This window comes from Streptomyces sp. HUAS TT11 (genome assembly GCF_051553595.1).
In the GTDB taxonomy this organism is placed as follows: Bacteria; Actinomycetota; Actinomycetes; order Streptomycetales; family Streptomycetaceae; genus Streptomyces.
Map to the genome: position 1 here is coordinate 168965 of NZ_CP196186.1, position 24246 is coordinate 193210.

The window sequence follows — 24246 nt, forward strand, 5'->3', positions numbered from 1 at the left end:
GCCGGGCGGGGTGTCAGTGGGCGAGGGACTGGGCGGCCTGCTCGATCAGGCGGGCGACCGCGTCGGGCCGGGAGACCGCGACCGCGTGGGAGGCCTTCACCTCGACGGTGTGGGCGTGGGCGCGCTCGGCCATGAACTGCTGGGCGGCCGGCGGGATGTTGTAGTCCTCGGTGGCGATCAGGCTGAAGGAGGGGATGGTCTTCCAGGCGGCCGCACTCGCCTTCTCCTCCAGGGCCGATGCGGCGACCGGGCGCTGGGTGGCGGCCATCAGGGCGGTGACCGGCTCGGGCACGTCGGCGGCGAACTGGTCGTGGAACTTTGCGGGTTCGATGTACAGGTCGGTGCCGGTGCCGCCGGGAAGCGGGAAGGGGACGGGGGTGAGGGCGGCGCCCAGGGTGCTGCCGGGGAACTTGCCGGACAGCTCCAGCGCGCTCTCACCCTCGTCGGGAGTGAAGGCGGCGATGTAGACGAGCGCCTTGACCTGCGTGTTGCCGACCGCGGCTTCGCTGATCACGGCGCCGCCGTAGGAGTGGCCGGCGAGTACCACCGGCCCCTGCACACCCTCCAGCACGCTCGCGACATAGGCGGCGTCGTCGGCCAGGCCGCGCAGCGGGTTGGCGGCGGCGATGACCGGATATCCCGCGCGCTGCAGGCGCTCGATGACCCCGTTCCAGCTGGAGGAGTCCGCGAACGCGCCGTGCACCAGCACGATCGTCGGGAGGGACGGGGTGCCGGCCGAGTGGTTCACGGGCTTGAGGTTCATGACGGGACACTCTCCTTCTCATCAAAGCGCGCCATGGACGGCGCAGTTGTGGCACTGCCTCTCCCCTGGCCTGCCGGCCCGGGGCGACACCGAGAAACCTAGTACACGTTTACATTGTGCGCAATCTAATCGCGTGAGAGTCCTGGGAGGGGTGCGGGCCGGGGGGCGGACGTGGCGCGACCGGCACCGGCCGCAGCGGCGGCCGGTGCCGGTCGAACCGGTGCAGCAAGTCTGTACCGCCACATGGGTCAGGCCTGAACGGCTGCACGAGTGGGGCGTGAACGGCCGCACGAGTGAAGCCTGGACGGCCACGAGAGTGAGGTCGGGGTCGCGTCGGCCGGGGGCACGATGTCGAGCCTTTGGCCCGGTCCGCCGGCACGCCGCAGATGGGGTACGGATTCGTCGCCCTGCATCCGGGCCCACTTCCGCCGAGGACGCCCCACCAGCGTTGTGCGATCCCGGGAATCCGACGAGGGCGTTTTGAAGACAGGCGGCCAGGGCGCGGGAGACAAGTGGCCGGCCTGGCCCCCCGGCAAACCGTGGATGCCCTTTCGTGTACATACCGAACGCCCAGCGATGACCGGGGGCAACCCTGAGGCACAGGGACCGTTCCTCGACCTGATGGTTCGACAGGCACACCGATACAGATTCTACCGGTGGTAGAATTCCGGTATGAGTAAACCGACCAGCATCAAGACCACAGAGGCTGTACGCGACCGACTGCGCATTCTCGCAGCGGAACGCGGTACGACGATCACGGAATTGCTGGAGGAGCTCGCCACAGGCGAACTGACCGAGGCCGAGCGGGCAGAACGCGCCGCTGAAGCTGCACAGGAGCTTGGTGTCGACTACACCGCGCAGGTCGAGGACGCAGGCCGGTCCGCCTGGGAGAAGATCCGCGCACACCAGAGCAGCGCTACAGCGTGAGTCTGACAGCCGTCTTGGATCACACCGCGCTGACCGCCCTGTACCGGGCAGACCACTTTTTCGCCGGCTTGTACATCGAGGCCTCCCGGGGTACCGGGCGCGTCCTCATCCCGTCGCTGGCCGTCGTGGCCGCTGAGCGCCGCACCCCAGGCTCCGGCGCCCACGCCGCATCGCTCCGCTTCGCCGAACAGGTGCCGTTCACCTCGCTGCATGCCCGGCAAGCCATAGTGTGGCCAAGCAGCGAGTGGCCGGTGGCCCACTGTGCGGCAATCGCCCGGCAGGCCGCGAAAGCGGGTGATCCCGTCACCGTCCTCTCCCTCGATCCCCGGCTGTATGCAGGCACCGGCATCACTGCGCTGAATCCGGCAGAGTAACCACGAGCGGATGCAGGAGGGGGACAGCCCGCACGGTCTGATGGTTCGTCATCGCACGTGGGGCGGGTGCGGTCCTGCTCTCGTCGTGCCCTGTCCACCGCGCGGACTGCCTACTTCTTGCCGGTGTCAGTCGGCCAGCGCCGCCGCGGTGACGCGGGCGAAGCCTTCCGGGTTGTCCAGCATCATGTTGTGCCCGCACTCCGGGACCGGGACCACGCTCACCCCGGCTGCGGTGAGCGCATCGGTGCCCGGGAGCGGGCCGTCGGCCTCGGGCAGCAGGTAGGCGCGGGGAATGGCCAACTCCAGCAGCAGCTCACGCATGGTGGGGACGGAGCCGCGGGTGAGGTGGACCGCGCTGCGGTGCAGGGCCTCCCGGCCGGCCAGGCGCCTCGTGGCCCACCAGTGGGCGCCGGCCCGGTCGCGGATGTCTTTCCAGCCGCCCGCCAGGAACTCCTGCTCGGAGTAGGCGGCGATGCCGCTGCTGCCCGCGGAGGTGGGGTCGGGCGGGATCGGGTCGAGGTTGGCGTCGACCAGGACCAGGCGGGAGACCAGGTGGGGGTGGCGGGTGGCCAGCACGACGGCCACCGAGCCGCCCATGCTGTGCGCGATCAGTTCGGCGCCGGTGACACCCGCAAAGGTCAGTGCCGCGGCGAGGGCATCGGCGTGCGAGTGCAGGGTGTAGTCGAAGTCCGTCGGCCGGTCGCTGATGCCATGCCCGAGCAGGTCGATCAGCAGCGAACGCCGGCCGGCCAGCAGCGGATGGACCGCAACCTGGGTGAAGTAGGCCGGCGACGTGGCGCCCAGACCGTGGACGTAGACGCGTGCGGGTTCGCGCCCCGGCAGCTCGACCCAGCGGATCCGGTCACCCTCGGGTGTCACGACGGCGTCGCGCACAGCCTGCTCCCCTTGCACTCAAGATCGACGGCAGCCGAGCAAACCCACCGGGGCTCGGCGCACCGCCGTCGGCCCGGCGCGGGATCGTGCGGGTGCACCGACCGGGTGCGCCGCACGCGGGCCCGCGTGGGAGGGCCCGCGTGGAGGGGTTCGTTCGGCTGCAGGGTGGGTGGGTGGTCAGGATGCGGGGACGGGGCAGCGGCGTTCGGTCCTGGTCTCGGTGGCGGGGTTTCCGTACCAGCGGGCCCCGGCGGGGACTTCCTCGCCCTTCATGAGGAACGAGTCGGGTGCCAAGGTGGCGTCCGCTCCCACGCTCACGCCGTAGTGGACATGGGCGGCCACGCCGAGGGTGACGCCGCAGTGCAGCGTGCTGTGGTCGGACTTGAACGTGCCGTCCTCCTGCGAGTGGCACTGGATCCTGCTGGCGAGGTTGAGGGTGCAGTCGTCGCCGATCGCGGCCAGCGTGCGGTCGGTGAGGTAGCAGCCGTCGTCGAAGACCCGCCGGCCGACCCGGGCCCCCATCAGACGCCAGGCCAGCGGTTTGAAGGGGGTGCCGTTGAAGATGTGGAAGTACTCCACGGGCAGCTTCCACAGCCGCTCGTGCAGCCAGAAGTCCCGGTGGTAGATCGAGCACAACTGCGGGCGCAGTGGGCGGAACCGGCCCACCAGGCGTTCCACGAGGATGAGGTAGAAGGCGGTGAACACCACGGTGAGCGCCGTGGACACGGCGACCATCACCGATCCCGCCGCGCCGCGGGCGGCGAGAGTGGCCATGCCCAGGAGGGTTATGGCGAAGAAGTACACCCAGCCGGCGCCCAGGAACAGGCCCATGGTGGCCAGGTTGTAGCGGTTCTTCACGGCGAGGTGGCGGGGCAGTTCGTCGCCGGCCAGGAAGTGGTCGAAGCGGCTGTCGCGCTCCACCGACCGCGGGATCTCGAAGGGCGGCGAGCCGAGCAGGCCGACCCCCTCGTGAACCGGACCGTCCAGCGGCACCATCACCTTCGTCGCCAGCAGGCAGTTGTCGCCGGTGCGGGCGCCGACGGGGAAGGCGATGTTGTTGCCGATGAAGTTGTCCCGGCCGATCCGCGCCTCGCCGACGCGGAAGGAGGTGCTGGAGAAGTCGGCGTTCACCACGGACAGGCCGTCGGCCACCATCGTGCCGGTCCCCACCGCGCTGTGGAACGGCGACTCGTGCTCCACCTCGGTGCCGAAGTTGGAGCCGGTCTGCTGCACCGGGGTGAGCTTGTAGCCGAGCCCTTTGAGGTAGTGGACGATGTAGGAGCTGTCGCCGAACAGCCGCTTGAAGAACTTGACGTTGGTGGTGCGGGCGATCGTCCGGTGCGCCGAGTAGTGCATCCCGTACAGCGGATACACGGTGTCCGGTTTGACCAGCCGGTTGAGCAGGCGCGGCACCGTGCACAGCGCCGTGGTGCCCAGGACGACGAATCCGAAGAACACAAGCGCCGACACCCGCAGCGCGTCGGTGTAGAAGCCGGCCGTGGTGATGCCGGGCGTGTCCGTTGCGGTGGTGCCCACCGTGCGGGCGATCGCCGGGGAGGTGGCCAGCAGCATGTAGGAGCCGCCCACCGCCAGCGGCACCACCACGAACAGAACCTGCGCCAACGTCATCGCCGCATAGGCGGTTCGGCGGGCGGTGCCGCAGCGCGCCGGCGGCACCGGCGTCATGCCGGTGCGGGCCGGCTGCGCCGGTGAGCCGTGCCAGTACTCGCCGCCCGGGATGCGCTGGCCGCGGTGCAGTGAGGAGGCGTGGCCCAGCCGGGCACCGTCACCGACGAAGGTGTCGATGTCGAAGACGGTCTTCTCGCCGATCACGACGTTGCTGCCGAAGGTGACCGGGCCGGTCTGGATACGGCCGCCTTGCGCCCGGTAGCACAGGAAGAACGACTCCTTGCGCAGCACCGTGTCGTCCCCGATCGTCAACAGGTCGGTGCACACCGGTATGCGGCGGGAGAGGATCGTGACACCGCTGCCGATCCGCGCGCCCAACAGGCGCAGATACAGCACGTAGAGCGGATTGCCCACGAAGAAGAACATCGGGTTGGCGCGCACCAGCACCCGCACGATCCAAAACCGCACGTAGGCAAGCCCCCACAGCGGGAACTCGCCGGCTTTCCAACGGCCCACCAGGATCCACTTGGCCGCGATCGGGAAAACGCACAGCGCCACGAAACCGGCCCCGCCGAACACCACCGACCGCAGGTAGATGCGCAGCACCCCCTCACCCGCGGCCACCCAGTGGTAGCCGCGGGCGGCCACCAGCCCGACGACGAAGACGTAGCCGACGAACAGCAGCATCTGCACCGCCCCGCACAGCATGTAGCGGCGGGTACTGACCCGGACCGGCGCTTCCGCCTGCACCGGCCCCGACTCGGGTTCGGGCGCCGGCTCCTCGCCGTCCCCGCCCACCGCAGCGGCCAGGCTCCTAATCGTCGGATGCTGATAGATGTCCTTGATCGACACCGAGGGCAGGTCCGCGCGTTTCCTCACCCGCGCGCAGAACTGCGCCATGACCAGTGAATTCGCGCCCAGCTCCTCGAAGAAGTGCCCGTCGAGGCTCACCTGGTCCCTCTGCAGGACCCCGGCGAGGACGTCGGCGAACCGACTCTGGAGAGCAGCTGGTGAATCGACATACCCGTGGTTGCCGTTTCCCGACGTATCGGTTTCAGACGTATCGGGAGACGTGTCGGTTTCAGACGTGTCGGTTTCAGATGCCGAAATTCCGGCAGGACGCACCATATGACAGGCCCTTCGAGATACTCGGTCGCCGATACGACTCCACGCGACCTCCCCCCGGGCGGGCGTTCCGGCCCGGGCAAGGAAGGTCAGCTCGACTCCGCCGGGCACCGAGAACACACCCAGTCTCCGCCATCACCCCCACCACGGCCACCGGAACTGCATACCGCGCCCCCGGTACGCAGGCCCGACAGGCCGACCCGCCCGCCGGGCCCTGCGGGCCGCCACCCGCCCGGGCCGGTGGCGGGTACGGGCACACCCGCCCGCGTACGGGTACGGGGCTTGGGCTTTGGGGCTTGGGCTTTGGGGCTTGGGGCTCGGGGCTTGGGCTTTGGGGCTTGGGGCTTGGGCCTTGGGGCTCGGGCATCCGGTATCGAGGGTCAGGCGTCGGACACCGGGCATCCGGCGCCTTTGACTCGCCTCGCGTGGCCCGGCCTGGCCTGACTGGCCTGCGGTGCCGGCCGTGGGGCCGTCGATGCCCTTCGCCTTCGTCCCGTCTGGCCTGCGCTGCCGGGTGCAGGGGCGAGGGCTGCCAGGGGCGGGGGCTGCCTAGGACAGCGGCCGGCCGGCCAGGCCGGCCCGGTGGGCGGCGCGGGGCGCCAACGTCATCGGTCCGATCCAGCCCCGGCGGACCAGGGCGATCTGGGACGGCAGCGGCGATACGGGGTCGACGGACCTGCCCCGTGACCAGTTCTCCAGCAGCCCCTCGGTGGTCTCGATGGCGGACACCACCAAGGTCACCTCCAGATCCCCCTCACCCCAGGTGTTCCACAAGGCCCAGCCCTCGGGCCTGGGCGCGACGCCGAGGCGCGCACACGCCTCCTCGTAGCTCTCCTGGACCCCGGCCGGCATGACCTGGGGCCTGAACACGGCGGCCCCCGACCAGTCTGGTCAGGGGCCGGTCCTCCTGCGTGCATCCGTCGCCCGGGAAGTGGTAGCTGCGCAGGGCCCGGGCCAGGGCGTTCACGCTCGCCTGCAGCGGTGTCGCATCCTCGGGGTCGGCCGGGAGGCAGACCCAGCCTTCCCGAAAGGCCTCCACGCTGACGCGGTGGGCGAGACGCTCGATCTCCCGGAGGTAGTCCTCTTCGCCGAGCTCGGGTGCGGTCATGGCGGGAAGTGTCGCAGCACGGCACCCGGCGCCGACACAGGTTATCGGCGGGAGCACACAATCGGCCGGCCGGGGACATTCCTCACCTCTCACCCGTGCCGTGGCGCGCTCCCCCCCGGCCACCAGGGAAAACCACGCCCCGATGTGGGCGGCGGCGGACGGAAGGGAACGGGAGGGGACGGGAGGGACGGTGAGGGACGGTGAGGGACGGGGAGGGGCGGGGAGGGGCGGGGAGGGGCGGGGAGGGGCGGGGAGGGGCGGGAGGGGGCGTGATGGTGCGCGGATGGGCGAGATGGCTGAAGCCCCGCACGCAGAGTGAGTCAGGCGGGAAGGGCGGGAAGCCCTAACGGCGAGTTTCGTATGCCCACTGTCGACGGGATGGAGCCCAGTGATGGCCACCGCAGCGGGCCCGGCCTGGGCGCTTGCGACGGCACCGAGCAGTCTGCAACTGCCCGGAATCGTCCTTGGAGTGGGCCTCGGCGGGTTCGTCGACGGCATCCTGCTGCACCAGCTCCTGCAGTGGCACCACATGCTCTCCAGCACCAACCACGACCGCATCGGGGTGAAGTACTACAACCCCCACACGGTCTCGGGGCTGGAGATGAACACCCTGTGGGACGGCATCTTCCACGCCGTGTGCTGGATCGCGGTCCTGTGGGGCCTGGCCCTGCTGTATGCGCGTGTCACCCACAACCGGCGGGCCGTGTGGACCTCGCGGGTCCTGTGGGGCTGGATGCTCGTCGGCTGGGGCCTGTTCAACCTGGTCGAGGGCATCCTGGACCACCAGATCCTGGGCATCCACCACGTTCACGGCGGCCCCTACCAGGCCTGGTGGGACACCGGCTTCCTCGTCCTGGGCGGCCTGTTCCTGATCGGCGGCTACCTGCTCCAGCGCAGCGGCCGACCCGTCGACCCCGGGAGCGACCGCGGCGCCGTGACGCACCAAGGCCGCACCTGATGGACGGCATGCACCACCACGACGGCGGAACGAGCCTGCCGTGGACGTCCCTGACCGCGCTGCTCCTCCTCCTCGCAGCCGGCGGCGCCTACCTGCTCGCTGCGCAACAGGCTCGGCGCCGCAACCGGGCACGGGGCTGGAGTACCTGGCGGACGACGTCGTTCGTTACAGGGCTGGCTCTGCTCGCCGTCGGGCTGCTGCCGCCGCTGGACTCAACCGCGCACACAGACTTCCGCGCCCACATGGCCCAGCACATGCTCATCGGCATGTACGCCCCGCAAGCCCTCGTGCTCGCCGCACCGCTCACGCTCCTGCTGCGCACACTGCCCACCTCCACAGCCCGCAAGGTGACGGCGGTCCTGCACAGCCGGCCCGCCCGCGTGCCGGCGCATCCCGCGACGGCGTTCGCGCTGAGCACCGGCTCCCTGGCCGCGCTGTACTTCACCCCCCTGTACAACACCGCCTGGGGCCACCCGGCAGGGCACTGGCTCATGCACGCGCACTTCCTGGCCTCCGGCTGCCTGCTCGCCCACGCCATCGCCGGCCCCGACCCCGCACCCGCCCGGCCCGGCGTGCGGGCCCGCCTCGTATACCTGGGCGCTGCCATCACCGCACACGCCCTGATCGCCCAGGCCATGTACGGCGGGTTCTTCGTCGACATCCGCGCCCCCATCAGCCAGGTGCAGCAGGGCGCGGAGATCATGTACTACGGCGGGGACATCGCCGAACTCCTGCTGGCCGGCGCGCTGATGGCGACCTGGCGTCCCGAGCGCCGCACCAAGGCCGTCACGATGACCCCGAAACCCGGCCCGAGGGCAGGCGCACCGGCACCCCGGTAGGCCAGGACCGCTGCCGACCGGCCTCCCGGCGTGCCCCAGTCGTGCCCGGCAGCTCGCCTCCCGGCCTTGTCGTCCAAGGACGGACGGCCGGCGACGACACGGCCGGCAACCATCCACGCCGGCCCCGGGCAGGGCGGCTGACCTGCCCGGGGCCGGGCAGAAGCTGAGCGGTTCCTGCATGATGTGTTCGAATTTGATAGGGGTCGGCGGTCGGCCCCGCACGACGGAGGGTGGGGACATGATGCGGAAGGTCTATCACGAGGAGCTGGCCTCGATCAGTGATCGCCTGGTGGAGATGGCGAACCTGGTCGGCTCGGCCATCGGCCGGGCCACGACCGCTCTCATGGATGCCGATCTGGAGCTTGCCGAGCGCGTGATAGCGGCCGACGAGAAGGTCGATGACCTCCAGCGTGACCTGGAGAACCAGGCGATCGCGGTACTGGCGCGGCAGCAGCCGGTCGCCACCGACCTGCGCATCGTGGTCACGTCGCTGCGGATGAGCGCGGACCTGGAGCGCTGCGGTGACCTGGCCCAGCATGTGGCCAAGCTGGCCCGGATGCGCTACCCCGAGAAGGCGGTGCCGCGCGATCTGCGCCGCACGATTTTGGAGATGGGCCAGCTCGCGCAGCGCCTGATGGCGCAGGCCGCCGAGGTGGTCCTCACCCAGGATGTCGATGCGGCCCTGCAGGTGGAGAAGGACGACGACCGCATGGACGAGCTGCACCGCATGATCTTCCAGCACCTGATGGACGACCGGTGGCAGCACGGCGTGGAAACCGCCGTGGACGTCACCCTCGTCGGCCGCTACTACGAGCGGTTCGCCGACCACGCGGTCTCGGTGGCCCGGCGCGTCATCTACCTGGTGACGGGCGAGCACGCCGACGAGATTGCCGCGAACGAGCCCGCCTGACCCCGGACCGGAACCGGGTACTCGTGCCCGCTCTCGGGTTGCGCCGTGCCCGCCCGTTCCCAGGCTGTGCAGCAGGCGAGCCGGGGGGACAGCAACGCTGATCGCGCTTCGGCAGAGGTCAGGCGTTCCTGGATCAGCCGCCTTCCGCACACGGCGTCTTCCCCCGGTGGTGCAGGTGGTGTCGCTGTTGCACGGGGATGTCCTTCAGTGTGAGGGTGAAGGGAAGAACGCAGGCATGACCGGCGCACGGCCGGACAGGCGTCTTAGGGAATGCGGTCACCCCCTATCTCGGAGGGAACGTGGATATCCGCTCGCACGAGTCCCCCGGCGTGGTTCAGGAGCCGGGGAGTCCTGCCGACGAGGTTCAGCAACTCCAGGCCAAGGTCGCCCAGCTCGAGCGTGCCGTGCACTCCCACGCCGTGATCGATCAGGCGATCGGTGTCGTGGTCGCCGTGGGACGTCTGACCCCCGCGGAGGCCTGGGACCTGCTGTGCGAGACGTCCATGTGTACGAACACCAAACTGCGGCACGTGGCCGACCTGGCCGTCACATTGGGTGTCACCGGCAACCTCACGGCAGACATCCGCAAAGAACTGGCCCGCAGGCTGGACGGCGAGAACTGATCCCACACCGTCCAGCCTCGTGCTGTGAACCCCGGCTGCTACGGCATCGCTTCACGTGACCGGGGCCGGCACCGCGGTTCTTGGCGGTGCACCCCGCGATCCACCCGGACGACCCGACCGCAGTTCCGGCCTGGACGCAGGCCGGCCGGCAACGACAGTCGGACACCGGGTCCAGGCCGGCTCGCCGCCGGGCGCCGGAAGATGTCGCAACGCGCTGTGTGGCCCGGGCCCGTTGTCAGTGGCCGCCGCTAGGGTGCGGCGCAACTGACCGCTCACCCCCATCCGGGAGGAATCATGGCCTCACGTCTCAACCCGTACCTGATGTTCGCCGGCGACGCCCGGCAGGCCCTTGAGTTCTACAAGGAGGTCTTCGGCGGCACCCTGGTCCTCAGCACCTACGGCGAGGCCGGCCAACCCGACACCGCCATGGCCGACAAAATCATGCACGGCATGCTCGAAACCCCCAGCAACTACACGCTGATGGGCGCCGACACCCCCGCCGGCGAACACAAACCGGGAAACGCCTACTCCGTGAGCCTGAGCGGCGACGACGACACGGAACTGCGCGGCTACTGGGAAAAGCTGTCCGACGGCGCCACCGTCGCCGTCCCCCTGGACAAGCAGATGTGGGGCGACGTGTTCGGCATGTGCACGGACCGCTTCGGCATCACCTGGATGGTCAACATCGCCCAGCCGCAGGGCTGACAGCAGTCCGCCCGCAGCCGGTCGGGCGCCCAAGCGGCGCCCGGCCGGCGGCCGCGCCCATCACCCCGTGCACGCCGGACACGGCCATACCCTCCCCCGCACCCGCACCCGCACCCGCACCCGCCCCGGACACCGGCACGCCCACCACACCCCGCAACGACGTATGCCCGCCACACGGAACCATCCCCTCCAACCCCCAACACCCCGCAACGACGTGTGCCCGCCATACGGAACCATGCCCTCCAACCCGCAGCACACCGCACGACGTGTGCCCGCTACACGGAACCATGCCCTCCACCCCGCAGCACCCCGCACCGGCAACGACGAACCTCCCGGGCGCGGACGCCGAGGACCTCGCGCTGTACCGGGACAAGCTCCGCCGCCGACTGCCGCAGTCGCTCCACGCGTTGCGCGGCCCGACCCAGGGAGCCGCGGAACCGCCGCCGCACATGGCCCGGTCCGGGATGACCTCGTACGACATCGACAAGCCCCGCCGGCGCACGGGCCCGTACCCCACCGTCCTGCACGAGGGGCCGGCGCGAGGACCTGCCCCGCCACCTCAACCAGGGCCTGCCCCTGCAGATGCGGCCCGTGCTGCGCACCCTCCGCGGCCGCACCCTGCGCACCGTGCGGGAAGACGCCCTCCGCCCGCTCACCCGACGCACACGGGCAGCCGCGTGAGGGACATGCCACAGCTGCACACGCGGCTCCGGGTCCCTTGCCCGCCGGTCCTGGCCGGTTGTGCATGCCGCACGTTGTTCACGCCGCCGGACACCATGCGCGGCGGCTGAAGCGGCACCGGCTCAAGGACGTTCAGCGACAACGACTGCCGACAAAAACGGAGGCAGGCCCGGAGCCGGCCATGCTCTGACCGGGCAAACACAACATGCCGATGACAGCGGCCGGATGGAAGTCGGTGTTCAGCGCCGCAAGTTTTGAAGACACGCCCTGGTCGGGCTGGGCGCGGCCACATGTCTGGCTGCAGTGATGTGGACCGGCGTCGCCGGCCTTGTTTGAGATTCTTCATCACACCCGGGCTGGTGGTGTTGGCGTTGACCTTGAGGGCCTTTGATCGTCCCGGTCTCGCCTTGTCCTGTCTCTGGGGTATTCCATGCTCCGCGTCGGCCTCACCTTGCGGGGGGTGTCATCTCTTCGCGGTGGCGGAAGAGCCTTCGGCGCCGCACATACAAGGCGACGGCGAGGCTGAGCAGCGGGATGACGACGGCAGCGGCGATGTAGAAGCCGGGGGTGGCCCAGGCCGGCCCCGGCCACACGGACACAGCGACGTCCGCCGCGTCGTCAGCCGGCTCGGTGTCGCCGCTGGGGCGTCTCGGGTCGCTGTCCGAGACCGTGACCCGGCCGCTGCCGTCGGCGCTGTTCTTGTCGATGCGCAGTGTGAACGGGAACGTCGTCGTGGCCCCCACCGCTCCGACGCGCGCCGTGCACACGTACCGTCTGGCACTCGGCTGCCTTGCGGAGGCTTCCGCAAGTGGCGTGCCGTCGGCGGTGACGGCCCGGCAGTCCTGGGCGATCACCTCCTCGTCACGTTCGAAGCTGTACGGCGACGCCATGACAGTGGTGCCCTCGGGCACCGTGAAGACGACCTTCACCGCTGCCGTCAGCGAACCGGGACCGTTGTTCCGCACGCCGATCCGCACGGTGGACAGACTGCCGATGGGACCGCGCGCTGTGTCGGCGACTGCGGCCAACTCGCTCCGGTTGTCAACGCTCACGTGGAGCACCTGTGGATCGTCGCCGACTGTGCTCGTCACACCGGCGTCGGTCTGGGAGGCCGGAACGAAATGCAGTGGAGGCCCGCTGCCGGGCCGGTACCTTGATGCGATTTCGGCCGGGGGAACGTAGTCGGTGCCGATGGCATCAGCACTGAAGGTGACGGTCGGATAGGTGGCATCCCGTGCGGCCCGCAAGTGCTCGCGGGCACCCAGGCCGTACGACCGGCCGGGCGGAATGACGATGTCGTCCGCGAGGAGCCGACACCACGCCGAAGTGCCGCCTCGATAGCGGCAGTTGCGGTGCCGGTCGGTCAGGGTGATGCCATCGCGTGCTTCCATGCGCAGGGCCACTCCGCGGGCGGGCACGTCGCCGACGTTGCGTACGGTCAGCCGGACCGACAGGCTCCCGCCAGGTGTCACCGGGCCCGGATCGGGGTGAAGCCAGACCCGGAGCTTCGGTCTGCCGACCACGATGAGGGAGTGACCGCTGACCGGCGGCAGGCCGGGCGCGGTCACACGGTAGCGCAGCACCGCGAAGTCGCCCGCCTTCGCGCCTTTCGCGGGACTCAGGTGGAAGGCCTGGATGCCCCCTCCACCCGTTGGACCCGCCTGCGTGACGCAGTGGTAGACGGGCAAGTGGACAACACATGCATCGAGCGCCCGCTTGACGGTGACGACGCCCTTCAGATCACTCGCGTCGAAGGTCACCCTCAGCCTGACCGTCGCACCGCCGGCTCTCTCTTCGACCCGCAGGTCAGATACGGCCTGTTGTGGATCGCGGGAAACGTAGAAGACCGAGGGAACGACCAGCTTCACGTCGGCCCCGCTCGAGGAGCACCCGGAGAGGACGGACGTCATGGCGGCCAGCGAGAGCAGAAGACCGACGGCAGCCGTGCACGCACGGATGACCGGGCCCGCTTCCCGACTCAAGCCCCTGCGGGGGCGACGGTCCCGCCGCAGAGTGCGCATGTGGCCACCCTGCCAAGTCGAGATCACGACCACGCCTCGCTACGGTCACAGGTGTCTTGATCGTCACCAGCCGCACGAACCTTGCACATGTCGGTGCACCGGACCCTGCGCGCGTCATCAAACGTGCGTCTTCGTTCGAGCATGCGGGCAGCAGCCGCAGTCTGCGGGCTCAGAAGGGATGGCATCGACGTCGGGAGCTTCACGGGCCGTTAGCCTGTCGGCATGCCTGAGTGCGGCATTCCGGGGCGCAGCGGCATGCACTCGAATGCGCCCTCCAGCGCCCACCGCCGAAAGCAGGCGTGCAGCACGGCCCACGGGCCGTACCGCTGCGGCACGTCCCGCCAGGCCGTCCCCGTGCGGAACTTCCACACGATCCCGTCGAGCACCGTGCGGTCGCCCAACCGCCCCCGGCCACGCAGTGACACCAGCAGGGGCCCGACGAACTCCCACTCGGCATCGGACAGTTCATGGCGACATATCACCCAACACTGATCCACCACTCGAGATCTTTTGAAGACACGGCCCAGGTCTGGCCCAGGTCAGGGTGTTCGGCGATCCACTCGACCGGGTTCGCCGCCGGCCGGCCACCGGAACTCGAAAGCTTGACCCAACCCGGATGTCAGACCTCGCTGACCTGCGGCTCCTCATGACAGGCGAACGCATGCCCGAGCTCGCACAGATCACCGACGCCCGCAAGGCCACTCCCGAACTCCGACGTCAGCTGATCGACTGCCGGATCGCGGTCACCCACTCGGGCGGTGCCGCCGGATTCCCCTTCCCACCCGTTCAGGACGACGACGTCGCGCCAGCCGCGGACAAGCTCCTCGGTCCTCACCAGCCGCAACACAGCCGCCTCATCACCGCCAGATTCGACGACGTTCTTGCCGCATGGGTCGTCCTCAACCGCGATCCCTACCAGCTCGTCGGACACTGTCGCACGGTCAACCACCTTCAGACCCACCCCGAATTCCACGGCCGTGGTGTCGGCTCCGCCCTCATGCGTCAGCTGCCGAAGATCGCCCGCGACGAACTCGAGCTCGAACAACTCCACCTCGCCGCCCGGCAAGGAGAGGGGCTGGAGGACTTCTACAGCCGGCTCGGACGGCGTGAAGTCGGCCGCTCGCCCTGCGCCTCGCACCCGACGACACCCGGGACGAGGTCCTGATGCTCCTCGATCCCCTCTGACCGCAGGGGTATGCAGACAGCGCCGATGCCCGGCTCCGCCATCACATGCCGTGCAGGAGCTGGAGAGGAAGACCCGGATGGCGCTCGTTCCCGCTACCTGCCAGGACATCCGGGACGCGCCGTTCTCGAAGATCGGGGCGACACCGTTCCCCTGGTGGGGCATCCCGGAGAAGCCCAGCCATGAAGCAGACAGGGCGAGGCAGCACAAACCCGGGACGGCCCGCGGTGCCTCCCACGCAGTCCAACAAGCCTGACCCGCCCGGTGATCAACTCGCCGCAAGGTCTTCCGGTCCCCTTCCAAGGGCACGACAGCCGTGAGCCGGTCTTCGACATCTCCCGTCTTCCGCTCCCCGGCCGGCACAAGGACCCGGCGCAAGTCCGGGCAGTCCGCTGCAGTCCGCCGGGGACCTTGCAAACCAAGAGTTCACCGAACTACACATTCGCCGCGATCAGACACCTGCTGACCCTCCCGACTCAGATACCCGAGCCGCCGGTGACGCCAGGGATACTCAACGCCACACCCGGTCCCCCACCCAGCCGTGGGCGGTCGGGCCCTGCTCCAGATACCCGACCGGCATCCGCAAACATGCCCGAGACAGACGACACCCCGATCCACCGGGCCCCGCCAGACAAAGGCCTCCTCACCTCCCGCGCCCTATCTGGTGCCACTGCCAGGCCGACTTCCCACTCACCCGCAGCCACCGCAGCCTCCCGCGCCCTATCTGGTGCCACTGCCAGGCCGACTTCCCACTCACCCGCAGCCACCGCAGCCTCCCGCGCCCTATCTGGTGCCACTGCCAGGCCGACTTCCCACTCACCCGCAGCCACCGCAGCCTCCGGCGCCCTATCTGGTGCCACTGCCAGGCCGACTTCCCACTCACCGCAGCCACCGCAGCCTCCGGCGCCCTATCTGGTGCCACTGCCAGGCCGACTTCCCACTCACCGCAGCCACCGCAGCCTCCGGCGCCCTATCTGGTGCCACTGCCAGGCCGACTTCCCACTCACCGCAGCCACCGCAGCCTCCGGCGGCTTGACCTTCTGGGCGAATACTTCCGCCGCCTGCATCCGCACCACCTTCCGGCATCGGCGTGCCTCCAGCCTCAACCCGCCCCCGTCCGCATACCTCACACCCAGGGACTACAGCCAACGCCCATCACCATCGGCGAGTTCCGTGCACTCCCCCTGACGAGCCGACGAGCCGACGAACCGACGAGCCGACGAGGCGACGAGCTGACGAGCTGACGTCGGTATCGCTGTAAGTCACTGCGCAGCCCCGGCCACGGCCCGGTCTGGCAGGAGGGCGAGGAGCTGTTTCGTATGGCCGGGCAGTTCCACCTCTGCCAGTCCCGTAACGATGTCGTGCAGCGGCACGGGCTGATCGACCAGGAGGGTGCCGTTGGACAAGAGCCGGGCGGGCACCAGGGTGGCGAGTTCGGCGTCGCTGAGCGCCGCACCTCCGGCCAGTGCGCACAGGGCGGCCGCCTGAGCGCTGATGCGGTCCCGGAGCCCGGCGCTGCCGCCGGCGTGCGCGATGGATTGCTCGATAGTCCAGGCGTCGAGAGCGATCCGGTTGTCGTACGTCGTGTTGGCCCCCGCGGCGACACCCGCGAGGACGGCGAGGGTGGCGGCGCCGACCAGGCAGACATGCGCAAGGATCTGATCGGCGTTCCACTCGCCGTTCGGCGCAGCGGGACCGGGGCCGTCGGCGTCAGCGTCGGCGTCGGTGGTGTCGGCCACGGTGGCGGCGTCGGCGTCGGCGTCGGCCACGGCCACGGTGGCGGCAGCATCCAGCAGTGCACGGTAGGCGTCCTGGAGCGGGGCGGTGTCCAGCATGTGCTGCACCTCTCTGCACGGGCGGATACGGAAAGAACAAAGGGCGCAGAGGGCGCGGCTCAGCTGTGGGCGCGGGACATCTCCCAGGGCGCCTGAGGCAGGACCTCGCCGGTTTCCAGCATCGACTTGAGGTTCGCCAGCACGGCCGGCCAGCCGGCCGAGATACCGCCCAGCATCTCCTGGTTGGGGAGGTTCTCGTGGGTCACGGTGAGGCGAACGATGTCCTGATGCGGTTCGACGAGGAAGGTGACGACTGACGGCTCTCTCGGCGATTCGGCATCGGGGACGTCATCAAAGGTGATGACCAGCCGCGTCGGGGGCTCGGCCTCCAGGACACGACCCACCACGTCGATCTTGCCTGAGCCGTCGGCTCGCCGGTGCTCCCAGGCCGAGCCCGGCTGCCAGTCGGAGACGTTGGCGTGTCCCCAGTAGCGCGCTGTCAGGTCGGCGTCGGTCAAGGCTTGCCACACCTGCTCCGCACCGGCGCGGATGTAGGTGACGTACACGTAGTTGGGCACCGGTGTGGATGCATGGGTCATGGCGTACTCCTCTGCCTGGTGCTTGATGGCACTGATCGCCTGAAGGCGCGGCTTGTCGAAACCGGAGATCCAACGCGCCTCGATCTCGTGGATCGGAACGGGGTTCAGATAGTGCAACCGCTCCCGGCCACGCCGCACGACGGTGACGAGGTTGGCCCCCACCAGGACGTCCAGATGCTGCGTCGCCGACTGACGCGTCATGCCAAGACGCTCACACAGCTCACGCAGCGTCTGCCCGTCGTGCTCACGCAGACGGTCCAGAAGGAGCCGCCGGGTGGGATCGGCCAACGCCTTGAACACCGAATCGATCACGGTTGCTTCGAAACTCACACCCCCATTATGCAGGCAATCACCTGCCTATCGTCAAGGGAGGCCGGCCGCACGAACCGAACACACCGATGCACCCCCACGCCCGAGGCCACCCCGTCACACCCATCCCCGACGTCCCCACGTCACCCTGACAAGCCGAAGGCAGCAAGGGCGAAGGCGACGAGGCCGGTCCCTGCCGTCTGGCTGGTCGGCGCCCCCCGTAGCCCGAGCTATCGAGATCCTGGAACGGCTCTGGCCACGGGACCACAACATGCTGTTCGCAGTCCTGGCGCACACCAGCGGCTCACGGACCGGCACCGGAGCAGTGCCGGCGAACTCGACCACCAACGCCTGTGTGACATCAAGACCCTCACCGTAGAAGGCGGTGCGGTCGACCGCACCGCCTTCTACGGGCACCCGCCCCTGCTCTCACCTCCGCGTCGAGTTCGAACGGCGCCTGAACGCCATGCGCGAGGCTGGCGAGATCCCCGACCCCCGCGAAGCCCAGATCACGCCACGGCGGAGAACGTCAAGCTCCGGGAACGGCTGGCGGATCGGAACAGACGATCGCCGAGCTCGCGGACTTCCGCGGTCAGGTCCTCGCCCGACTCGCCGCCCAGCACGAGGAGATCGTCCGGCTTCGCGAGTCCGCCGCCGGGACAAGCCCAGTGAGTCGCCGGCCCGCGCCGCGAACCACAGTGATGGGAACCTGCAACTGACAGCCCAAGGCTCGCTGTTCGGTGCTGCCGGAAGCACAGTGATGGGAACCTGCGGCTGACAGCCCCAGGCTCGCTGTTCGGTGCTGTCGGAAGCACAGTGATCGAAAAGGGTTTGCGGGCGAGGGCTGCGGTTGGATAGACGTAACCGCTGGACCCCCACCACGAGGGTTGAGGGGCCACGACTGCGAGAGGAGGGATAAGCCCATGATCCCCAAGAACACCGCGCTTGTGTCCCCCCGGGTTGCGGACCACGTCTGACCCCGGAGCGGACGGGCGCCTTCACCGGAGCGTGCCTTGACCGTGAAAACGAACGACCTGACCATGCGTCCGATCACCGGACACGACGAACTCGACCTCTTCTCCCAACTGCCCTACATCCTCAATGAGGAACTGGCGGACGACCTTGCCGCTGGCCGCCGCCGTCCGGAATGGATGTGGGTCGCCCTCCGGGGTGACCGCCTACTCGCCAGGACAGCCTGGTGGAGCCGATCAGCCGGCGACGCACCACTCATCCTGGACATCCTCGACATCGAAGACAGCCCCTCGGGCCCCGATCACGTGGACATCGGGGCGCGACTTCTGCACACCGCGATGGCCGCTACCCTCCCGAACGGGTCGCGCCCCCCTGAATACAGCCGTTTCGTCCCACCGGACTGGCGTGAGAACGCGGTAACGAGACAAGCTGTCGAAGACCGCATGACGGTACTCGAACGGACCGGTGCCCGGCTCTTCGTCGAACGACTGCGCCTGGAATGGCGTCCGGGATCGCCAGTTCCCGAGCCCAATGGGCGCCTCGTCTACCGGCCGGTCCGCGATGGCGAGGAACTCGTAGCCCTGATGTCCTCAGTTCTGGACGGGACTTTGGACGCACACGGCCGTGACGACCTGACCCGGATGTCAGTACACGAAGCGGCCGCCCGGCACTACGAGGCCGAGCTGGCGCGTTACACCAGCCCACGGGACTGGTGGCGCATCGCAACACTGCCCCATGGAGAACCAGTGGGGTTCGTCATCCCGGCCCGCAACGACTACAACGCGATCATCGCCTACATCGCGGTCCTGCCATCGCACCGCGGCAACGGCCACATCGACGACATCCTCGCCGAGGGCACCCGAATCCTCGCCGAACAGCGCGTCCCCCGCATCCGCGCGTCCACAGACCTCGGCAACATCCCGATGGCGAACGCCTTCCAGCGCGCGGGATACATCAATTTCGAGCGTGAGATCAACATGACCTGGAGCTGATCGAGTACCGGGCGGGGGTTCCGCAGACGGTGCCCCCGCCTCCCTAGTCGCATGATCGACACCACATCGGCAAGGTTGGAATGCAACACGTGTCCGTCGCATCATCGCGAAAGTGGTCCCAGCAGCGGACCTGCTCAATGACGACACGAGCTCACCGCACACGACCTCCGCGGAGACAAGGCGGACCCTGCCCCGGTTCATCGCCCGCCGGGTCCACGCCCCCATCCAAAGGGTGTGCATCTGCCGCTGCATATGGCCCGGTCCAAAACGACCACGTACGAGGCGAGCGAGCCCCACCGGTGCATGGGCCTGTACCGCACCGTCCTGCACGAGAGCCCTGCACGACGACCTCCGCTCCGCTCCCCCGATCTGGGATCTGCCCTGCTCCGGTGCCGCGCACCCACGTCGCCTGCACCGGGCCCAAGGACGCCTCCTCCCCGCCCCCCGACGGCCCCCGACAAACCCCTGACAGACACGCCAAAGCACCCGAACCCTCGCAACATACGAGGCGAGCGAGCCCCACCGGTGCATGGGCCTGTACCGCACCGTCCTGCACGAGGGCCCTGCACGACGACTTCCGCTCCGCTCCCCCGATCTGGGATCTGCCCTGCTCCGGTGCCGCGCACCCACGTCGCCTGCACCGGGCCCAAGGACGCCTCCTCCCCGCCCCCCGACGGCCCCCGACAAACCCCTGACAGACACGCCAAAGCACCTTAAATCCTCGCAACAGGGGTCATACGAGTTCCGCTGTGGGCCGCCGTCAGTATCATCGGTCCCGTCGGGGCGGGTGGGGAGGCAGCTAAAGGATGTTCGCAGTCGAGGTCAGACAGACTAAACAGGCGTGGCTGTTGACGCTGCGCGGCGAGCCGGATTTCAACAGCGCCGTGCAGCTGCGAGAGGCGGCGGACCGGATGGCGGCCGAGCCTTCCCGGCCCGGGCTGACGGTGATCGGCTGCGCCGGGCTCGACTTCTGCGACTCCTCCCGCATCAGCAGCCTGATCGCAATCCACCCGCGGCCGTCCGCACGCGGGAGCGCGCTGCGCCTGGCAGCGGCGCCCGGTGCGGTGGCACGAATCTTCACTTCAGGCTGACGGGCCTGGACCAGGCCGTCCGCGTGTACTCCACGGCCCCGGACGCCCTCGCCGCCGACGGCGAAGGCGTACCGGCCCCTTCACCTGCCGACGCGCCGGCCTGACTACCCAGGACTTGTCGGCCTGCTGTGAAAGCGATCTCAGTCGACGATGATCGCGCCGCGGGCAGGGCAGTCGAGATGTCTACAGTGCTTACTTGCGCAGTCGCAGGTCATTGACAGCAGGGTGCCTGTTCAGCGCTCTTCGGCCCACCCGTTAGCATGACCGGCCAGTGGGGCCACACCGTGCCGCACCCAAGCGGGCAGGTGCCCTTACACATGAGGTGGCCGGATGACGTCGCTGCTGGTCTACGCGATCTACCTCATAGTCGCGGCGCTGTACGCGTATGCCCTGCTCGACTGCATCAGGACACCCGCGGCACGTATCCGAATACTGCCCAAGGCGGGTTGGCTGCTCATCCTGGCCCTCTTCCCTGTTGTGGCCGCCATCGGCTGGCGAAACCTGGGCAAGCGGTCCACCCGCACCGAGGAACAGCCATCTGCGGCCTGAACCCGGTAGCCCGCCTCACATGCGTCATTGCAGTACCGGTCGCAGCCACTCCTTAGGCGGTCCCGTCGAACGCCAAAGACCGACCACCCCGAAAACCCAAGCTTCCGGCAATGACGGACCCGGCCCGCAGAAACCCGGATGATCGCCTCGATCGCGATCCCACGCATACGCAGGCAGGACCGGCTGCGGCGGGAGCCCCACGCATTGCCGGCCCGCACTCGGTCCGACCGTCTGCAGGGCCGCCCTCGACCGAACCGGGACACCCCCTCCCCGGAAACTTGCCCACTGTGAGCCTTCGCCGCCCTGCGGTGCGATGCGGTGCGGTGCGGTGCGGTGCGCGCCCAGCATGCGGTGCGGTGCGGTGCGTGCCCAGGATGCGGTGCGCCAGGCTTCCCTGCGGGTCGGGGCGCGCCGGTGTTCCAGTCCAGGCCCAGCACGGCGAGATCGCCGGTGCACCGGGCGGCGGCCCGGACCCGGGGACCACAAGCCCGACAGGCGGCCGAGCCGGCGGCACGGGCGGCGTCCAGCACGAAATCGGACCGGATGCGCGCCGCGTCAGTGCGCGCCCTCACCCCCGCTCACTTCGGCACCAGAACCCACACCATGCCCCTCCTCCGCCCGCCATAATGGAGTCATGCCCTCCAGCCCACAGCACCCCGCGCCCCCGTCAAGGAACCTCTCGGGCGCGGACGCCGAGGACCTCGCGCTGTACCGGGAGAAGTTCCAGCGCCGACTGCCGAAGTCGCTCGACGAGTTGCGCGGTCCGACCCAGGGAGTCGTGGATCTGCCGCTGCACATGGCCTGGTCCGGGATGACCTCGTACGACATGGACAAGCCTCGCCAGCGCATGGGCCTGTACCGCACCGTCCTGCACGAGGGCCTGCACGACGACCTGCCCCGCTACCTCAACCAGGACCTGCTCCTTCAGATGTGGCCGGTGCTGCGCACCCTCGTCGGTCGCACCGTGCGCACCGTGTGGGAAGACGCCTTCTCCCAGCTCGCCTCGCGTACACGGGCAGCCGCGTGACGGACATGCCAGAGCTGCACACGCGGCTCCTGGCGGATGTCATTGCTCTCGGCTCCCCCTATCCGCTGGTCCTCACCGGCGGATATGCCGTACGGGCGCATCACCTGGTGAACCGCCCCAGCCAGGACCTCGATGTCGCCACCGAGAACCCGACCCCCATGGCGGACATCGCCGACACCCTCCGTAACGGCCTTCAAGCACGAGGCTGGCAGGTTCGGGCGCTGGAGACGGCCCCTTTGTCCGCCCGCTTCACGGTGTCCGACCCCGTCACCGGTCAGGAGTGCGAAGTCGACATCCTCAAGGAGGTCTTCTGGCGGCCTATCGCCCAAAGCCCCTACGGGCCCGTCCTCGCAGAGGAGGACGTCATCGGGACCAAAGTCCGCGCCCTCGCCGACCGCGGAGCGCCCCGCGACCTGATCGACGTGTTCGCAGCCTCTCGCCGCTGGGCCGATACTGAGCTCGAGGAGTTCGGCCGCCGCCACGCCCGCGGCCGCTTCGAGCGCGAAGACCTTCAGGCGAATCCGGCAGGCGCCGAATGGACCGACGACGAAGCCTTTGCCGCCTACGGCCTCGACGACGAAGCCATCACCGCTCTGCGCACCTGGGCCCTGCGGTGGGCCGACGACCTCGCCTCCCGGCTACTCGCGGACTCCGGCGATCCGGACATCGACTGATCGCATCCGGGCCCCGACACCGCTCTGCACGCAGCGCCGCGGTGCGTGCCCAGGGTGCGGTGCGTCAGGTCTTCCCTGCGGGTCGGGGCGCGCCGGTGTTCCAGTCCGGGCGCAGCACGGCGAGGTCGCCGGTGTACCGGCCCGCGTTCAGCACGCGGGTGCGGGTGCGGGTGTAAGCGTGCGGGTGCGGGTGATGAGAAGCCACGGCTCGGGCCACCGTGACACCGGCAGCTCGCCCCGCCTGTCACCGGGTGGTGAGCAGGCCCTCGCGCAGTCGGGTCAGCAGGCGGGAGATCAGGCGTGAGACGTGCATCTGGGAGACGCCCAGACGTTCGCCGATCTGGGCCTGGGTGAGTTCTTCGACGAACCGCCAGTGAATGATCCGCCGCTCGCGTTCGTCGAGTTCGGCAATCATCGGTGCGAGAGCATGGAAGTCCTCGATGAGTTCCAGAGCCGCGTCCTCGTCGCCGATGAAGTCGGCCAGCGCCGACTCCCCGTCCTCACTGTTTCCGATCGCCGCGTCCAGCGAGGCCGACGTGTAGCCGTTGGAGGCGAGTTGGGCCTCGACGACCTCGTCCTCGGGCAGACTCATCAGCTCCGACAGCTCCCTGGTCGTCGGGGTGCGGCCCAGCCGGCTGTGCAGTTCCTCCTTCGCGCGGGCCAGTTGCACCCGGGCCTCCTGCAACCGGCGAGGCACATGCACCGCCCAGGACGTGTCGCGGAAGAACCGCTTGATCTCCCCCACGATGTAGGGGACGGCGAAAGAGGTGAACTCCACCTCGCGGGAGATCTCGAACCGGTCGATGGCCTTGATCAGCCCGATCACACCGACCTGGACGATGTCCTCCATCTCCTCCGGCCCGCGGCTGCGGAACCGGCCGGCCGCGAACCGGACCAGGGAGACATTCATCTCGATCAGCGTGTTGCGGGCGTAACTGTACTGGGGTGTCCCCTCCTCCAGCACCGCCAGCTGCTCGAAAAACAACTTCGACAACTCCCGGGCGTCCCGGGGCGCGACCTTGGACGGGTCCGCGATCCGCGGCACCTCCACCGCCTGCTCGACCACCTGCACGGTCGCCTCGACTGCCTGCACGGTCGTCGTCGCCACGACGCGCCCCTCCCGCTCGTCCGGTCTCACCCCGCCGGCCTGTCCACCGGCAAGCAGACGCGTACCCGACCACCGAACCATCATTCCTGAAATTCCTTTCGGGTTTTCCTCAGTGGCCGCCCTCCCGGATGACGGTGTGACTACGCAGGACGTCCTTCACCTTGGCCACCCCAAAACCCCAACCCTGCCCGACGGCCGGCTCGGCAGGCACCGCGATCTCGTCGGGCTTGGTCACCACGCCGAGGAGGACCGCGCCGGGAGCGTCGAAGGTCCGGCGTACGGCGCCCACCAAGTCGCCCGGACCCGTCACACGGACGCCGGTGACACCCATCGCGCCGGCGACAACGGCAAAGTCAGGGCTGTCCAGGACAGTACCGAACCCGGGCAGACCGACCCCGCTCCTGTTCGAG

Annotated in this window: 23 protein-coding genes and 1 pseudogene; 13 read left to right on the forward strand and 11 right to left on the reverse strand. The window is 69.2% G+C overall.

Annotated features, from left to right (window positions below; genetic code table 11):
- Positions 1 to 13: 13 nt before the first annotated feature.
- Positions 14 to 763 (reverse strand): alpha/beta fold hydrolase, encoded by a 750-nt coding sequence (locus tag ACSHXN_RS46745; protein ID WP_438302331.1) that lies wholly within the window; start codon positions 761 to 763, stop codon positions 14 to 16.
- Between the two features lie 672 nt (positions 764 to 1435).
- On the opposite strand from ACSHXN_RS46745, the gene ACSHXN_RS46750 reads away from it, so the two are divergent.
- Positions 1436 to 1690 carry a ribbon-helix-helix protein gene (locus ACSHXN_RS46750; RefSeq protein WP_438302332.1) on the forward strand — a complete coding sequence of 85 codons (255 nt, stop codon included), beginning with the start codon at positions 1436 to 1438 and terminating at the stop codon, positions 1688 to 1690.
- Positions 1687 to 2064 carry a PIN domain-containing protein gene (locus ACSHXN_RS46755; protein ID WP_438302333.1) on the forward strand — a complete coding sequence of 126 codons (378 nt, stop codon included), beginning with the start codon at positions 1687 to 1689 and terminating at the stop codon, positions 2062 to 2064. The genes ACSHXN_RS46750 and ACSHXN_RS46755 overlap by 4 nt, the downstream gene beginning before the upstream one ends.
- A 126-nt stretch (positions 2065 to 2190) precedes the next feature.
- On the opposite strand, the gene ACSHXN_RS46760 is transcribed toward ACSHXN_RS46755, so the two are convergent.
- From ACSHXN_RS46760 to ACSHXN_RS46770, 3 genes are all read right to left on the reverse strand, one after another.
- A complete protein-coding gene (locus tag ACSHXN_RS46760; protein ID WP_383357824.1) occupies positions 2191 to 2958 on the reverse strand; it encodes an alpha/beta fold hydrolase in 768 nt (255 codons plus the stop codon).
- 177 nt (positions 2959 to 3135) lie between these two features.
- Positions 3136 to 5538, reverse strand: coding sequence for a Pls/PosA family non-ribosomal peptide synthetase (locus tag ACSHXN_RS46765; RefSeq protein ID WP_438302335.1), 2403 nt, complete (start codon positions 5536 to 5538; stop codon positions 3136 to 3138).
- Positions 5539 to 6261: 723 nt separating this feature from the next.
- Positions 6262 to 6582 carry a hypothetical protein gene (locus ACSHXN_RS46770; protein ID WP_438302336.1) on the reverse strand — a complete coding sequence of 107 codons (321 nt, stop codon included), beginning with the start codon at positions 6580 to 6582 and terminating at the stop codon, positions 6262 to 6264.
- Positions 6583 to 7211: 629 nt separating this feature from the next.
- Here ACSHXN_RS46770 and ACSHXN_RS46775 point away from each other — a divergent pair.
- The 5 genes from ACSHXN_RS46775 (at position 7212) to ACSHXN_RS46795 (ending at position 10855) form a co-directional block, all read left to right on the forward strand.
- Positions 7212 to 7778, forward strand: a complete 567-nt coding sequence (locus ACSHXN_RS46775; RefSeq protein WP_355136687.1) for a DUF2243 domain-containing protein — start codon at positions 7212 to 7214, stop codon at positions 7776 to 7778.
- Positions 7778 to 8617: a cytochrome c oxidase assembly protein gene (locus tag ACSHXN_RS46780; RefSeq protein ID WP_438302337.1), complete on the forward strand. Its 840-nt coding sequence runs from the start codon at positions 7778 to 7780 to the stop codon at positions 8615 to 8617. Before ACSHXN_RS46775 ends, ACSHXN_RS46780 begins: the two co-directional genes overlap by 1 nt.
- 241 nt (positions 8618 to 8858) lie before the next feature.
- Positions 8859 to 9527: a phosphate signaling complex protein PhoU gene (gene phoU / locus ACSHXN_RS46785; RefSeq protein WP_355136826.1), complete on the forward strand. Its 669-nt coding sequence runs from the start codon at positions 8859 to 8861 to the stop codon at positions 9525 to 9527.
- Positions 9528 to 9826: 299 nt separating this feature from the next.
- Positions 9827 to 10150 (forward strand): ANTAR domain-containing protein, encoded by a 324-nt coding sequence (locus ACSHXN_RS46790; protein ID WP_438302338.1) that lies wholly within the window; start codon positions 9827 to 9829, stop codon positions 10148 to 10150.
- Positions 10151 to 10444: 294 nt separating this feature from the next.
- Positions 10445 to 10855, forward strand: a complete 411-nt coding sequence (locus ACSHXN_RS46795) for a VOC family protein (RefSeq protein ID WP_438302339.1) — start codon at positions 10445 to 10447, stop codon at positions 10853 to 10855.
- 1127 nt (positions 10856 to 11982) lie between these two features.
- Here the strand turns inward: ACSHXN_RS46795 and ACSHXN_RS46800 are convergent.
- Together ACSHXN_RS46800 and ACSHXN_RS46805 are read right to left on the reverse strand one after the other, a co-directional pair.
- Entirely contained in the window at positions 11983 to 13446 is a 1464-nt protein-coding gene (locus ACSHXN_RS46800) for a hypothetical protein (RefSeq protein ID WP_438302340.1), read from the reverse strand.
- A gap of 320 nt (positions 13447 to 13766) precedes the next feature.
- Positions 13767 to 14039, reverse strand: coding sequence for a transposase (locus tag ACSHXN_RS46805; RefSeq protein ID WP_438302341.1), 273 nt, complete (start codon positions 14037 to 14039; stop codon positions 13767 to 13769).
- A gap of 134 nt (positions 14040 to 14173) precedes the next feature.
- Here ACSHXN_RS46805 and ACSHXN_RS46810 point away from each other — a divergent pair, with 134 nt between their 5' ends.
- The gene (locus tag ACSHXN_RS46810) at positions 14174 to 14722 is read left to right on the forward strand and encodes an N-acetyltransferase family protein (protein ID WP_438302342.1); all 549 of its coding nucleotides are present in this window, start codon (positions 14174 to 14176) and stop codon (positions 14720 to 14722) included.
- A gap of 1280 nt (positions 14723 to 16002) precedes the next feature.
- Here ACSHXN_RS46810 and ACSHXN_RS46815 read toward each other — a convergent pair.
- Both ACSHXN_RS46815 and ACSHXN_RS46820 read right to left on the reverse strand, forming a co-directional pair.
- Positions 16003 to 16575: a hypothetical protein gene (locus tag ACSHXN_RS46815; protein ID WP_438302343.1), complete on the reverse strand. Its 573-nt coding sequence runs from the start codon at positions 16573 to 16575 to the stop codon at positions 16003 to 16005.
- Between the two features lie 59 nt (positions 16576 to 16634).
- Complete coding sequence (locus tag ACSHXN_RS46820) at positions 16635 to 17444, reverse strand: ArsR/SmtB family transcription factor (RefSeq protein ID WP_438306992.1); 810 nt, start codon at positions 17442 to 17444, stop codon at positions 16635 to 16637.
- Positions 17445 to 18463: 1019 nt separating this feature from the next.
- Here ACSHXN_RS46820 and ACSHXN_RS46825 point away from each other — a divergent pair.
- The 5 genes from ACSHXN_RS46825 to ACSHXN_RS46845 all read left to right on the forward strand — a co-directional run bounded on the left by ACSHXN_RS46825 (position 18464) and on the right by ACSHXN_RS46845 (position 22728).
- Entirely contained in the window at positions 18464 to 19387 is a 924-nt protein-coding gene (locus ACSHXN_RS46825) for a GNAT family N-acetyltransferase (RefSeq protein ID WP_438306406.1), read from the forward strand.
- An 806-nt stretch (positions 19388 to 20193) separates the two neighbouring features.
- Complete coding sequence (locus ACSHXN_RS46830) at positions 20194 to 20478, forward strand: STAS domain-containing protein (protein WP_438302344.1); 285 nt, start codon at positions 20194 to 20196, stop codon at positions 20476 to 20478.
- A gap of 330 nt (positions 20479 to 20808) precedes the next feature.
- Positions 20809 to 21027 carry a PLDc N-terminal domain-containing protein gene (locus ACSHXN_RS46835; RefSeq protein WP_438302345.1) on the forward strand — a complete coding sequence of 73 codons (219 nt, stop codon included), beginning with the start codon at positions 20809 to 20811 and terminating at the stop codon, positions 21025 to 21027.
- 634 nt (positions 21028 to 21661) lie between these two features.
- Complete coding sequence (locus ACSHXN_RS46840; RefSeq protein ID WP_355136712.1) at positions 21662 to 22054, forward strand: hypothetical protein; 393 nt, start codon at positions 21662 to 21664, stop codon at positions 22052 to 22054.
- Between the two features lie 5 nt (positions 22055 to 22059).
- On the forward strand, positions 22060 to 22728 hold the full coding sequence (locus tag ACSHXN_RS46845) for a nucleotidyl transferase AbiEii/AbiGii toxin family protein (RefSeq protein WP_438306407.1): 669 nt from the start codon (positions 22060 to 22062) through the stop codon (positions 22726 to 22728).
- 64 nt (positions 22729 to 22792) lie between these two features.
- Here the strand turns inward: ACSHXN_RS46845 and ACSHXN_RS46850 are convergent, their stop codons facing one another.
- The 3 genes and pseudogenes from ACSHXN_RS46850 to ACSHXN_RS46860 form a co-directional block, all read right to left on the reverse strand.
- On the reverse strand, positions 22793 to 22933 hold the full coding sequence (locus ACSHXN_RS46850) for a hypothetical protein (RefSeq protein ID WP_383357833.1): 141 nt from the start codon (positions 22931 to 22933) through the stop codon (positions 22793 to 22795).
- 39 nt (positions 22934 to 22972) lie between these two features.
- Positions 22973 to 23836 carry an RNA polymerase sigma factor SigF gene (locus ACSHXN_RS46855; protein ID WP_438302346.1) on the reverse strand — a complete coding sequence of 288 codons (864 nt, stop codon included), beginning with the start codon at positions 23834 to 23836 and terminating at the stop codon, positions 22973 to 22975.
- Positions 23837 to 23945: 109 nt separating this feature from the next.
- A pseudogene (locus ACSHXN_RS46860) lies at positions 23946 to 24246 on the reverse strand (hypothetical protein); the annotation flags it as partial.

Excerpts from the sequence above, each read along its gene's own strand:
- ACSHXN_RS46745 (WP_438302331.1), bottom strand. The coding sequence starts at position 763 with ATGAACCTCAAGCCCGTGAACCACTCGGCCGGCACCCCGTCCCTCCCG.
- ACSHXN_RS46750 (WP_438302332.1), top strand. The coding sequence starts at position 1,436 with ATGAGTAAACCGACCAGCATCAAGACCACAGAGGCTGTACGCGACCGA.
- ACSHXN_RS46775 (WP_355136687.1), top strand. The coding sequence starts at position 7,212 with ATGGCCACCGCAGCGGGCCCGGCCTGGGCGCTTGCGACGGCACCGAGC.
- ACSHXN_RS46780 (WP_438302337.1), top strand. The coding sequence starts at position 7,778 with ATGGACGGCATGCACCACCACGACGGCGGAACGAGCCTGCCGTGGACG.
- phoU (WP_355136826.1), top strand. The coding sequence starts at position 8,859 with ATGCGGAAGGTCTATCACGAGGAGCTGGCCTCGATCAGTGATCGCCTG.
- ACSHXN_RS46795 (WP_438302339.1), top strand. The coding sequence starts at position 10,445 with ATGGCCTCACGTCTCAACCCGTACCTGATGTTCGCCGGCGACGCCCGG.
- ACSHXN_RS46800 (WP_438302340.1), bottom strand. The coding sequence starts at position 13,446 with ATGACGTCCGTCCTCTCCGGGTGCTCCTCGAGCGGGGCCGACGTGAAG.
- ACSHXN_RS46810 (WP_438302342.1), top strand. The coding sequence starts at position 14,174 with ATGTCAGACCTCGCTGACCTGCGGCTCCTCATGACAGGCGAACGCATG.
- ACSHXN_RS46815 (WP_438302343.1), bottom strand. The coding sequence starts at position 16,575 with ATGCTGGACACCGCCCCGCTCCAGGACGCCTACCGTGCACTGCTGGAT.
- ACSHXN_RS46825 (WP_438306406.1), top strand. The coding sequence starts at position 18,464 with ATGCGTCCGATCACCGGACACGACGAACTCGACCTCTTCTCCCAACTG.
- ACSHXN_RS46830 (WP_438302344.1), top strand. The coding sequence starts at position 20,194 with ATGTTCGCAGTCGAGGTCAGACAGACTAAACAGGCGTGGCTGTTGACG.
- ACSHXN_RS46835 (WP_438302345.1), top strand. The coding sequence starts at position 20,809 with ATGACGTCGCTGCTGGTCTACGCGATCTACCTCATAGTCGCGGCGCTG.
- ACSHXN_RS46840 (WP_355136712.1), top strand. The coding sequence starts at position 21,662 with ATGCCCTCCAGCCCACAGCACCCCGCGCCCCCGTCAAGGAACCTCTCG.
- ACSHXN_RS46845 (WP_438306407.1), top strand. The coding sequence starts at position 22,060 with ATGCCAGAGCTGCACACGCGGCTCCTGGCGGATGTCATTGCTCTCGGC.